Consider the following 11,746-nt stretch of genomic DNA (forward strand, 5'->3'; position numbering starts at 1 on the left):
TGTCAGGCGAGGGCGTTGCGGAGCCAGTCCTCGACGCCGGCGATGTGGACGGTCGCCCAGGCGCGGGCGACCTCCGGCTGGCGGGCGGCGATGGCGTCGCAGATCGCGGTGTGCTGCTCGCGGGTCTTCTCCAGGGCGTTCTCCTGGGTGAGGCCCCTCCAGATCCTGGCCCTGGTGGTGGGTCCGGAGAGGCTCTCGATGAGCGAGCAGAGCACGGCGTTGCCCGAGCCCGCCGCGATGCGCTGGTGAAACTCCAGATCGTTGGCGACGAGCTGCTCGACGCTCGGGTCGACGGGCAGCGCGTCGAGGATCTTACGGAGTTCGGCCACCTCCGACTCGGACATGTACGTCGCCGCCATGGCGGTCGCCGCGGGTTCCAGGATCCGGCGGACCTGGAAGAACTGCAGCACCGTGTCGTCCTGGTGGAAGTCGACCACGAACGACATGGCGTCGAGCAGGAGTCTCGGCTCCAGGCTGGTCACGTACGTGCCGTCGCCCTGGCGCACGTCCAGCACGTTGATCAGGGCCAGTGCCCTGACCGCCTCGCGCAGGGAGTTGCGCGAGAGGCCGAGCCGGTCGGCCAGATCGGCCTCCTTGGGCAGCCTGCTGCCCGGAGCGAGCTCGCCGGACAGGATCATCTGTTTGATCCTGTCGATAGCGGCGTCGGTGACCGCCACTCCGCACCGTCCTCAGGTTTCGCCAGACATCCGATGTCTAGTGTATGGCGAACCGGACCGGGTCCACCCCCGTCACGCGGCGGATGATCCCGCGAGCCTCCAGGGTGCGCAGGTGCGCCGCAGCCTCCCCGGCCGCCATCCCGCGAAGCATGGGAGGAAAGTCCTCCCAGGGGCGGTTCCAGGTCATCCGCCCGGCGATCTCCCAGATGGTCAGCGGCTCCGCCGCCTCGGCGAGCAGTGCGGCCAGTAGTCGGAGCTTCTCCTCGTGGTGGATGCCGATCTCCGCCGCCCGAGCCGCCGTATCTGGAAATATCCATTCATGGGCGGGCAGGGCTTCGAGTTCGCCCAGACCCTTCACCTTCTCCAGCGACTCCAGGAAGTCACTGAGCGGGTCGATGTCCGCCCGGTCGTACGGGTAGATGCCGATGTGCGGGGTGATCGCCGGCAGCACGTGGTCGCCGGTGAAGAGCCGGTCGGCGTCCTCCAGGTGCAGGCAGACGTGGCCCGGCGTGTGGCCGGGGGTCCAGATCGTACGGAGCCTGCGCCCCGGCAGGTCGATCAGGTCGCCGTCGGAGAGAACGCGGTCCGGCAGCGCGGGCGGCTTCGGCCGGTTCCCGGTCACCTCCTCCACCTCGACGGTGCCCGCCCCCGCGCGGCGCAGCATGTCGGCCTGGAGGTCGCGGTGCGCGTCGCCCTCGACCTCCCGCATGAACCTGACCAGTTCGGCGTCGGCCTCGTGCATGGCGATCCACGCGCCGGAGGACTCCCTGACCTGCCCGGCCAGCCCGGCGTGGTCGGGGTGGAAGTGGGTGACGACCACCCCGCGCACGTCGCGTACGTCCATGCCGACCGCGCTCAGCCCGTCGCGCAGGGCCAGCCACGCCTCGGGGGCGTTCCAGCCCGCGTCGATCAGCACCGGCCCGGCGGGGGACTCGATCGCGTAGACCAGGGTGTAGCCGAGCGGGTTGCCGGGAATCGGGACGGGCACGCTCCACACACCGCCACCGGTGTCGAACGGACGCTGCTCGCTGTACGGCCTGCGGCGGGATTTCAAGGGTGCTGCTCCTTACCGGCGCCGATCAAAGGCGCTCCAGGACGGTCGCGGTCGCGAGCGCCCCGCCCGCGCACATCGATACCAGTGCGGTCGAGGAGTCGGACCGCTCAAGCTCGTGCAGGGCGGTGGTGATCAGCCGGGAACCGGTCGCGCCGACCGGATGGCCGAGTGCGATGGCACCACCGTTGACGTTGACCCGTTCCATGTCCGGCTTGTGCACCGATGACCAGGATAAGACCACCGCTGCGAAAGCCTCATTCACCTCGAACCTCTCGATATCTTCCATGGTCATCCCGGTAGCGGACAGGACTTTGGCCGTCGCGTCCACCGGCCCGTCCAGGTGGTAGTACGGCTCGGCGCCGACGAGCGCCTGGGCGAGGATGCGGGCCCTGGGGCGCAGGCCGTGCCGGGCGGCGGCCTCCTCGCTCATCAGCAGCACCGCCGCCGCGCCGTCGGAGATCTGCGAGGAGGTGCCCGCGGTGTGCATGCCGCCCTCGCCCATCACCGGCTTGAGCCCGGCCAGTCCTTCGAGCGTGGTCTCGCGCAACCCCTGATCCCTGCTGACGACGCGGGTCTCCCCGGTGGGCCGCCCGTCCTCGCCGAGGATCGGCGCGGTCACCGGGATGACCTCCCGGTCGAAGCGGCCCTCGGCCCACGCCGCCGCGGCGAGCCGCTGGGACCTGGCGCCGAACCCGTCCAGCCGCTCGCGGGTCAGCCCGCGCCGTCGCGCGATCCGCTCGGCGGCGGTGAACTGGTCGGGCAGGTCGATGGACCAGTCGTCGGGCCGGGGCCGGGCGGGCAGCACGTTGGAGCCGAGCGGCGCCCGGCTCATCACCTCGACGCCGCAGGCCACACCGACGTCGATGACGCCTGCCGAGATGAGCGCCGCGACCAGGTGCACGGCCTGCTGGGCGGAGCCGCACTGCGCGTCGATCGTGGTCACGCCCGCCTGGTAAGGCAGGCCGGCGTACAGCCAGGCATGTCGCCCGACATGACCGCCCTGCTCACCGGCCTGCGTGACGCACCCGGCGAAGACCTGTTCCACGGCGGCGGGGTCGATGCCCGCCCGGTCGATCAGACCGCCCAGCGCCGCGGCGAGGACCGCCTGCGGCTTCAGTCCGGCGAGCCATCCGTTGCGCCTGCCGATCGGGGTTCTCACGGCTTCGACGATCACTGCACCCATACGATCTCCTCGCCCGCCGGCTCGGAGCTCGCGGCCACCGGGCGACCGCTCCCGCTCGCCCTGCTCGCGCGTCGCTCCAGAATGTAGCTCTAGTCGCCTGTCAATGCGACTGTAACGGGTTCTAGTTTCACGCGGAAGGAGAGGGGTGGAAATCGGCGAGCAGGCGCTCGGCGGCGATCTCGATGCGCCGCTGGATCTGCTCGTAGGTGCGGCGCCCCCTGAGCATCTCCAGAAGTTCGTGCACCCAGATGCTGGACAGCGAGCCCGCGAGGGCGAACTGCTCCTCGGTGGCGGTGTCGACGGTGAGGTCGTCTCCGGCGACGCGGAGCAGCAGTCCGGTCATCCGGTCGCCGAACGGTGTCTCGACCTCGGCCATGATCAGCGAGCGGATGAGCGCGTCGGCGAGCTCGGGCTCGCGCATCAGGCCGCGGGTGGCGCGCATCAGGATGTCGACGGCCCGCCCCGAGGCCGCGGTGGCGCTGGGCGGGCGGCGCTCGATGCTGCTTTCGAGGAGATCGATCTCCTCGCCCACGACGGCGACGACGAGATCCATCTTGGAGGGGAAGTACCGATAGAGCGTTCCCAGCGCGACCCCGGCGCGCTCGGCGACGGTCCGCATCTGCATCGCCTCGACGCCGCCCCGCGAGGCGAGAGCGGCGGCGGCCTGGACGATGCGCTTGCGCCGCTGGTGCTGGCTCCTGGTGCGGACGCCCGTGGACGCCGGTTCGCTCTGCATGCCGGATGTCTTCTCGGTCGTGACCGGATCGAGGTCTCTCGGGACGGGCCTGTCGGCCGCGTGCGGGGTGACCGGCACGTCGGTGGACACATGCGGGGTACGCATGAGAACACGTTATCTGATTTCCGGATGCTCCGGTGGGTTACTCGCCGGTCACAAAGACGCCCCGCGCTTACATGGCATATGCGGTATCGCGGTTATCCGGTGGGGTGTTGTGATCGGCCGGCTCTGGACACAGAATAGAATCTGTTCTACTTTTCGGAGCAGCTGGCCTGGGCATCCTGGCGGGAGGCGCAATGTCCGAAGAGACACTGGCGGGGCTGCTGGCGCGACGCGCCGACGACGACCGGCCGGGACTGCTCTTCGAGGAGCGGACCTGGAGCTGGCGCGAGTACGTCGCCGAATGCCGGGCCCGCGCCGCCCTGCTGGACGCGCGGGGCCGGAACCTGCACGTCGGGGTGCTGTTCGACAACGTTCCCGAGGTGCTGTTCCTGCTGGGCGGGGCCGCGCTCTCCGGCCACGTGATCGTCGCGCTGAACACCACCAGGAGCGCCGCCGAACTCGCCCGCGACGCGGACGCGACCCATGTCGACCTGATCCTGCACGAGCCCGGATACGCCACCCTCGCGGCCGACCTCGCCGCGCTCCGCGATCCGGGGTCGGCCCGCTCCCGGCCGTCACCCGCCCCTTCGGCGGGCCCGGTCCGCGAGGACGCGCTGACGATGCTGATCTTCACGTCGGGGACCTCGGGACGGCCCAGGGCAGTGAAGATCACGCAGCGGAAGATCGCGGTTCCGGGGACGAGCCTGGCGGCGATGCTGTCACCGCAGGACGTCGTCTACTGCTCGATGCCGCTCTTCCACTCCGGGGCGATCATGGCCGCGTACGCCCCGGCGGTGGCGTCGGGGGCGGCGCTGGTGCTGCGGCGGAGGTTCTCGGCCTCCGGCCTGATGCCCGACGTCAGGCGCTACGGGGTCACCTACCTGCACTACGTGGGCAAGGTGCTCTCCTACGTGCTGGCCACCCCGGCGGAGCCCTCGGACGCGGAGAACACCCTCAAGATCGCGTTCGGCAACGAGGGCAGCGCCACCGCGGTCAGCCGGTTCGGGGAGCGCTTCGGCTGCCACGTCATCGACGCGTTCGGGTCGACCGAGACCGCGATCTCGATCACCCCCGCCCCGTCCGGGCCGCCGGGATGCCTGGGCAGGCTCCCCGAGGAGGTCGAGATCCGCGACCCCGCCACGGGGGAGAGGTGCCCGGTCGGGGTCTTCGAGGACGGGCGGCTGCTCAACGCGGGCGAGGCGATCGGGGAACTGGTCAACACCCGGGGACCGGGCCTGTTCGACGGCTACTACAACGACCCCGAGGCCGACCGCGAGCGCGTCAGGCGGGGCGCGTTCTGGTCGGGGGACCTGGCCTACGCCGACGCCGACGGCTACGTGTTCTTCGCCGGGCGGGGCACCGAGCGGCTCCGGGTGGACGGGGAGAACCTGGCGGTCGCGCCGATAGAGGCGGTCGTGCGCGAGTTCCCCGGCGTGGTCGAGGCGGCCGTCTACCCCGTGCCGGACGCCGCGGCGGGCGACCAGGTGATGGCGGCCCTGGTCCTGCGGGACGGCTTCGACCCCGAGGCGTTCGCGGGCTTCCTGGCCGGCAGGAAGGACGTGGGCCCCAAGGCCATACCTCGATATATCCGGATCAGTGAGGAACTGCCGCAGACCGCGTCCAACAAGGTCATCAAGCGGATCCTCGCCACCGAGGCATGGCACACCGGCGACCCCGTCTGGTGGCGTCCACCCGGGCAGGCGTCCTGGCGGCCGCTCACCCCCGAGGACGCCCGGGGCATCGACGACGAGTTCATCCAGCACGGCCGACGGCAACCCTGGAGCGCCAGTGGATTTCAATCTTGACGAGACCCAGACCGACCTGCGCGAACTCGCGGTCGACCTCCTCGGCAGGGAGGTGACCTCGGCCAGGCTCGAAGCCCACGAGAAGAGCGGCGCCCCCTACGACGCGGCCCTGTGGCGCTCCCTGGCCCAGGCGGGGCTGCTCGGCGTCTGCCTGCCGGAGGAGGCCGGCGGGGCCGGGCTGGGTCCGGTGGAGCTGGCGGTCGTCCTGCGGGAGATCGGCGCACACGTGGCGCCGGTCCCCGCGGAGCAGAGCCTGGTCACCGCGCAGGTGATCGCCAGGTACGGCTCCCGCGAGCAGCGCGAGGCACTGGCCCCGCTGGCGGACGGTGAGATCTCGCTGGCCGCCGCGCCGTCCGAGCCGGGTCGAGACCTCGGCGCCCCGCCCGCCACGACCGCGCGCGAGGACGGCTCCGGCTGGGTGCTGCACGGCGCCAAGACCACGACGCCCTACGCGGCCCAGGCCGCGAGGATCCTCGTTCCGGCCACCACGGGGACGGGCGTCGGCCTGTTCCTGGTGGACCCCGCCGAGACGACACAGCACCGGGTGACGCTCTCCACCGGTGAGCCGGCCGCCGCGCTGAGCCTGGCGGGCACTCCCGGCGAGCTCGTCGGCGCTGAGGACGGTGTCGCGGCCGACGGCCTGCGCAGGCTGGTGCTGGCCGGGAACATCGCGGTCGCCTCCGGAGTGCTGGCCGGAGCACTGGCGCTCACCACCGAGTACATCAGGACGCGCAGGCAGTTCGACCGGGCGCTGGCCGAGTTCCAGGCGGTCACCGTGCAGATCGCCGACGTCTACATCGCCGGCCGGGCGCTGGACGTGGCCGTCTGGTCGGGGGCGTGGCGGCTGGCCGAGGGGGCCGATGCCGAGGCCGACGCCGACCTGGCCGTCGGCGCGCTGACCGTCACCGACCAGGCGCTGCGGGCGCTCTACACCTGCCAGCACCTGCACGGCGGGATCGGCGTGGACGTGACCTACCCGCTGCACCGCTACTTCGCCTGGGGCAAGCACCACGCCCACCTGCTGGGCGGGGTGGAAGCCCGGCTCGACATGATCGGAGCGCTCGTCTGATGCTGATCGACCTGACTCCCGAGCAGCAGCGGCTCCGCGCCGAGCTGCGCGAGTACTTCCAGTCCTGTCTCACCGCCGCCGACCGCAAGAAGATCTCCACCGACCCGTTCGGCCACGCCTACATGGAGCACTGCCGCAACCTCGGCCGCGACGGCAAGCTCGGCCTCGGCTGGCCCAAGGAGTACGGCGGCGGCGGGTACGGCCCGCTGGAGCAGCAGATCTTCGCCAACGAGATCGCCCGCGCCGAGGTGCCGTACCCGATCATCACGGTGCAGACCGTCGGGCCGACCCTCATGCAGTACGGCACGGCGGCGCAGAAGGAGTTCTTCCTGCCGCGCATCCTGGCCGGCGAGTGCCACTTCGCGATCGGCTACAGCGAGCCGGGGGCGGGCACCGACCTGGCGTCACTGCGCACCACCGCGGTCCGCGACGGCGACCACTACGTGGTCAACGGGCAGAAGATCTTCACCTCGGGCGCGCACTACTCCCAGTACATCTGGCTCGCCGCCCGCACCGACCCGGACGCGAAGAAGCACCGGGGGATCACCATGATGATCGTCGACTGCGCCGACCCCGGCTTCTCCTGGACGCCCATCCTGACCATGGACGGGCGCCACCACACCAACTCCACCTACTACTCCGACGTCCGGGTGCCGGTGGACATGGTCGTGGGGGAGGAGAACAAGGGCTGGGACCTGATCGTCAACCAGCTCAACCACGAGCGGGTCACGCTCGGCCCGGCGGGCAACATCGCGCACACCTACGACCGGTTCCTGGCCTGGGCCCGCCGTACCGGCGCGATCGAGGAACCCGCGGTACGCAGGGCGCTCGGCCAGGTCTACGCCTACTTCCGTACCAACGAGCTGCTGAACTGGCAGGTCGCGGCCAACATGGACCTCGGCTGGCTGGGCGCCCCCGACGCCTCGGCCACCAAGGTCTACGGCTCCGAGCGGCTGCAGGACGTCGGCCGGATCGTCGGCGAGGTGCTGGCCCGGTTCGGCGACCCGTCCGACCCCGGCACCGCCGACCTGATGGAGCGCGTCGACCGCGGTGCCAAGGGCGGGCTGGTGCTCACCTTCGGCGGCGGCGTCAACGAGGTACAGCGCGAGCTCATCGCCATGCTCGGCCTGAGCCTGCCGAGGCCGCCCCGATGACCGCGACGGCGGAGCCCACCGGCCTGCACGAGCGGCTCACCGCCCTGGCCGAGCGGCAGATCGCCGCGGGCGAGGTGCTCGGTGCCGCGGCGGCGGACCCGGTGAACGCCCCGATGATCCGGCACTGGGCCGACGCCCTGGGGGACGCCAACCCGATCTACACCGACCCCGCGGCGGCCGCGGCCGGGGTGCACGGGCAGATCGTGGCGCCACCGGCGATGATCCAGGTCTGGACCATGCCCGGCGTGAACCGGGACCGCAGGCAGGCGGGCACCCCGGTCGACGCCGTGCTCGCGATGCTGGACGGCAACGGCTACACCGGTGTGGTCGCCACCAACTGCGAACAGACCTACCACCGTTACCTGAGGCTCGGCGAGTCCCCGGTCCCGGCCACCCGGTTCACCGGCCTGGCCGGCCCGAAGCGGACCGCGCTCGGCGAGGGCTACTTCGTCACCTGGAACGTCACCTGGTACGTGGCCGGCGAGGCGGTGGCCGAGATGCTGTTCCGGGTGCTGAAGTTCCGGCCCAGGGAGCGGGCGAAGGAGCCCGCGGGGAACGGGACGTCGGCCGCCAAGGGCGCGTCCGCGACCGGTTCGTCCGCGACCGGTTCGTCCGTGACCGGTTCGTCCGTGACCGGCGAGGGCGGGGCCGCGACGGACGGGAACGGATCGGCGGCCGGCAAGGACCTGCCCTCGACAGGCGAGGACACGCCCGCGGCGGGCGGGAACGACGAGGACGCGCCCGCTCGCAGGCCGTACCCGCTGAGACCCGCGGTCAACGCCGACACCGCCTTCTTCTGGGAGGGGGCGGCCGAGGGTGAGCTCAGGATCCAGAAGTGCGCCGACTGCGGCGAGCTCCGCCACCCGCCGGGGCCGGTCTGCCCCTCGTGCCGCTCGGCCGCCCGCACGCATGTGACGGCGAGCGGTGAGGGCGAGGTCTACAGCTACGTCGTCCACCACAACCCCCCGGTACCGGGAATCAGGACGCCTTTCGTGGTCGCGGTGGTGGAACTGCCGGAAGGTGTGCGGATCGTGGGCAACGTGGTGGACTGCGCCCCTTCGCGGGTGGGTATCGGTATGCCGGTGCGCCTGACGTATCGCCAGATGGACGACGAGCTGATCCTGCCCATGTGGGTCCCCCGGGAGGCGTGATGCGGACACTTACCGACGACGAGGTGCGGGTCGGAGCCGTCCTCCCCGAGCTCGCGATCGAGCTGACCCCCACCGTGGTCGTCTCGACCGCGCTCGCGACCATGGACTTCACCCCCGTCCACCACGATGTCGAGGGCGCGAGGGCACAGGGGTCGAAGGACATCTTCCTCAACATCCTGACCACGATGGGCCTCGTCGAGCGCTACGTCACCGACTGGGCCGGACCCGAGGCGATCATCCGCGGCATCAACGTCAAGCTCGGCGTCCCCGCGTACGCGGGCGACCGGCTGGTCTTCAGCGGTACCGTCCTCGCCTGCGAGGACGGCGAGTTCACGGTCGAGGTCCGGGGCGGGGTCAGCCTCGGCGACCACGCCTCGGGCACCGTCAGGTTCGCCCTCCCGTAGAAAGGCCCTCACCAGCGTGGTCTCCTTTTCCGGGAGTACGGCCGTCGCCGGCATCGGCGCGACCGAGTTCTCCAAGCAGTCGGGCCGGTCCGAGCTCCAGCTCGCCGCCGAGGCCGTGTTCGCGGCGCTCAACGACGCGGGCCTGGCGCCCTCGGACGTGGACGGCCTCGTCACCTACACCCAGGACGCCAACCAGGAGATCTCGGTGGCCCGCGAGGTGGGCATCGGCGACCTGTCGTTCTTCTCCCGCGTCCACTACGGCGGCGGCGCGGCCTGCGGCACCGTGCTGCACGCGGCGATGGCCGTGGCCACCGGGGTCGCCGAGACCGTGGTCTGCTACCGGGCGTTCAACGAGCGCTCCGGACGCAGGTTCGGCCAGCCCAACCCCGGGATCGGCGGCGAGCCCACGTCCCACGGCCTGGACCTGAGCTGGCACCTGCCGTACGGGCTGATGACCCCGGCCGCCTGGGTCGCCATGTTCGCCCGCCGCTACATGCACGCCTACGGCGCCACCTCCGAGGACTTCGGCAGGGTGGCGGTGGCCATGCGCAGGCACGCCGCCACCAACCCGGCCGCCTGGTTCCACGGGCGCCCGATCACGCTGGAGGAGCACCAGGCGTCGAAGTGGATCGCGGAGCCGCTGCACCTGCTCGACTGCTGTCAGGAGAGCGACGGCGCGGTGGCGTTGGTGGTCACCTCCGCCGAGCGGGCCAGGGACCTGCGCAGGTCACCCGCGCTGATCGCCGCCGCCGCCCAGGGGGCGGGCGCCGGCCAGATGACCATGACCAGCTACTACCGCGACGACATGACGGGCCTGCCGGAGATGGGGGTGGTCGGCGGCCGGCTGTGGCAGCAGTCCGGGCTCGGGCCCTCGGACATGCAGGCGGCCATCCTGTACGACCACTTCACCCCGTTCGTGCTCACCCAGCTGGAGGAGCTGGGCTTCTGCGGGCGCGGCGAGGCCCGCGACTACGTCGCCGACGGCGGCATCGAGATCGACGGCCGCCTGCCGGTCAACCCGCACGGCGGCCAGCTCGGCGAGGCGTACATCCACGGGATGAACGGCATCGCCGAGGCCGTCAGGCAGATCCGCGGCACCTCGGCCAACCAGCTCGCCTCGGTACGCAACGTGCTGGTCACCGCGGGCACGGGGGTGCCGACCAGCGGACTGGTCCTGTCGGCGGAGTGACCCGGCGCCGCTCGCGGCGGCCGGGCGGGTTCCGAAACGGAGCGGAGGCGGGGGCGGCACGGAGGAAGGGCGCGGCCGGTGGGCCGCGCCCTTCGTGTCACGCGTGTGGGTCGCACACGGGTGTCGGTCAGCAGCTCAGGTTGCCGCCCGGGGTGGTGCCGAGGATCTGGGTGAAGCTCTGGTAGGCGTTGATCCGGCTCTGCACCTGCGCCGGGTTCCTGCCGTCGCACTCCAGGCTGCCGTTGATGCTGCGGATCGTCTGGCCGAAGCCGTGGCCGTTGACCATCGCGTTGTGCGCCGTCATCGTGCCGGGGCCGTTCTGGGTGTTCCAGTACCACAGGGCGGTCTTCCAGGCCACCGCCGCGTCGTTCTGCACCAGGTTCGGGTTGCCGAGCAGGTTGATGCCGAGCGCGTCGCCCGCCGCCTTGTAGTTGAAGTTCCAGCTCAGCTGGATCGGGCCGCGCCCGTAGTAGGCCGCCTGACCGGCGGGGCAGCCGTAGGGCTGGCTCGCGTCGCAGTAGTGCGGGTAGTTCGCGGTGTTCTGCTCAACTATGTGGACCAGCCCGCCGGTCTCGTGGTTGACGTTGGCGAGGAAGGCGGCCGCCTCCTGCTTCCTGACGGTGTCACTGCCGGTCTTCGCGAAGCCTGGGTAGGCGCTCAGCGCGGCGGTCAGCCCGCTGTAGGTGTAGAAGGGGTTCCGGTTCGGGAACATCTGGTTGAACTGTGCCTGGCTCACCACGAAGCCCGAGGTGGGCGGGTCGGTGGGCGTCGTGCCGCCGCAGGTGTACGGGTCCCAGTACCAGTGGCTGATCACCGGGTCGTAGCCCGGGTTCTCGTGCACGGCGATGTAGTACCCGCCGTCGGTGTACTTGACGATGCTGCCGGCGACGTACCAGGTGCCCGCCGCCCAGTTCGGGTGGTCGCAGTTGCCCGTGGGCGGTGTCGTGCCGCCGCAGGTGCCCTTGTCGGTCCAGACGGCGGCGGTGCCCGGCCTCTCGTTCTGGGTCCACCACTGCGCGTACCAGTTGTGGCCGTTGTACGAGGCGGTCATGCCGCCGGTGTAGACGGCCGAGGAGCTCCACGCGGCCGCGCAGCTCTCGGCGGAGGCGGAGGACGTCGGCAGGACGACCGCGAGCACGCCGGTGACCGCCAGGGCGGCGAGGGCGGCCATGATGCGCTGTCTCAACACTTGATCACTCCCATGGGGGGAAACCGGATGGTG

At 71.3% G+C, this 11,746-nt stretch carries 11 protein-coding genes; 6 read left to right on the forward strand and 5 right to left on the reverse strand.

Going from position 1 to position 11,746, the window contains the following annotated elements; translation table 11 throughout:
- Positions 1-2 precede the first annotated feature (2 nt).
- The 4 genes from AB0K21_RS36020 to AB0K21_RS36035 form a co-directional block, all read right to left on the reverse strand.
- On the reverse strand, positions 3-677 hold the full coding sequence (locus AB0K21_RS36020) for a FadR/GntR family transcriptional regulator (RefSeq protein WP_343973149.1): 675 nt from the start codon (positions 675-677) through the stop codon (positions 3-5).
- A gap of 37 nt (positions 678-714) precedes the next feature.
- Complete coding sequence (locus AB0K21_RS36025) at positions 715-1,731, reverse strand: MBL fold metallo-hydrolase (protein ID WP_364156292.1); 1,017 nt, start codon at positions 1,729-1,731, stop codon at positions 715-717.
- Positions 1,732-1,756: 25 nt separating this feature from the next.
- On the reverse strand, positions 1,757-2,914 hold the full coding sequence (locus AB0K21_RS36030) for a steroid 3-ketoacyl-CoA thiolase (protein WP_343973143.1): 1,158 nt from the start codon (positions 2,912-2,914) through the stop codon (positions 1,757-1,759).
- Positions 2,915-3,041: 127 nt separating this feature from the next.
- Entirely contained in the window at positions 3,042-3,650 is a 609-nt protein-coding gene (locus AB0K21_RS36035) for a TetR family transcriptional regulator (protein ID WP_343973295.1), read from the reverse strand.
- A 296-nt stretch (positions 3,651-3,946) separates the two neighbouring features.
- Between AB0K21_RS36035 and AB0K21_RS36040 the strand changes: the two genes are divergently transcribed.
- Genes AB0K21_RS36040 through AB0K21_RS36065 form a run of 6 tightly spaced genes read left to right on the forward strand, consistent with a single transcriptional unit; the run spans position 3,947 to position 10,524 of the window.
- Positions 3,947-5,557: a long-chain-fatty-acid--CoA ligase gene (locus AB0K21_RS36040; RefSeq protein WP_364156297.1), complete on the forward strand. Its 1,611-nt coding sequence runs from the start codon at positions 3,947-3,949 to the stop codon at positions 5,555-5,557.
- Complete coding sequence (locus AB0K21_RS36045) at positions 5,541-6,626, forward strand: acyl-CoA dehydrogenase family protein (protein WP_343973137.1); 1,086 nt, start codon at positions 5,541-5,543, stop codon at positions 6,624-6,626. The genes AB0K21_RS36040 and AB0K21_RS36045 overlap by 17 nt, the downstream gene beginning before the upstream one ends.
- On the forward strand, positions 6,626-7,780 hold the full coding sequence (locus tag AB0K21_RS36050; protein ID WP_343973133.1) for an acyl-CoA dehydrogenase family protein: 1,155 nt from the start codon (positions 6,626-6,628) through the stop codon (positions 7,778-7,780). The genes AB0K21_RS36045 and AB0K21_RS36050 overlap by 1 nt, the downstream gene beginning before the upstream one ends.
- Positions 7,777-8,931, forward strand: coding sequence for an OB-fold domain-containing protein (locus AB0K21_RS36055; protein ID WP_364156302.1), 1,155 nt, complete (start codon positions 7,777-7,779; stop codon positions 8,929-8,931). The genes AB0K21_RS36050 and AB0K21_RS36055 overlap by 4 nt, the downstream gene beginning before the upstream one ends.
- Positions 8,931-9,335: a MaoC/PaaZ C-terminal domain-containing protein gene (locus AB0K21_RS36060; protein WP_343973127.1), complete on the forward strand. Its 405-nt coding sequence runs from the start codon at positions 8,931-8,933 to the stop codon at positions 9,333-9,335. The genes AB0K21_RS36055 and AB0K21_RS36060 overlap by 1 nt, the downstream gene beginning before the upstream one ends.
- Before the next feature lie 16 nt (positions 9,336-9,351).
- Positions 9,352-10,524: a lipid-transfer protein gene (locus AB0K21_RS36065; RefSeq protein ID WP_343973124.1), complete on the forward strand. Its 1,173-nt coding sequence runs from the start codon at positions 9,352-9,354 to the stop codon at positions 10,522-10,524.
- A 127-nt stretch (positions 10,525-10,651) separates the two neighbouring features.
- Here AB0K21_RS36065 and AB0K21_RS36070 read toward each other — a convergent pair whose 3' ends face one another.
- On the reverse strand, positions 10,652-11,713 hold the full coding sequence (locus AB0K21_RS36070; RefSeq protein WP_364156305.1) for a glycoside hydrolase family 19 protein: 1,062 nt from the start codon (positions 11,711-11,713) through the stop codon (positions 10,652-10,654).
- Positions 11,714-11,746 lie beyond the last annotated feature (33 nt).

The organism is Streptosporangium sp. NPDC049248, from assembly GCF_040678965.1.
Classification (GTDB): Bacteria; Actinomycetota; Actinomycetes; order Streptosporangiales; family Streptosporangiaceae; genus Streptosporangium; species Streptosporangium fukuiense.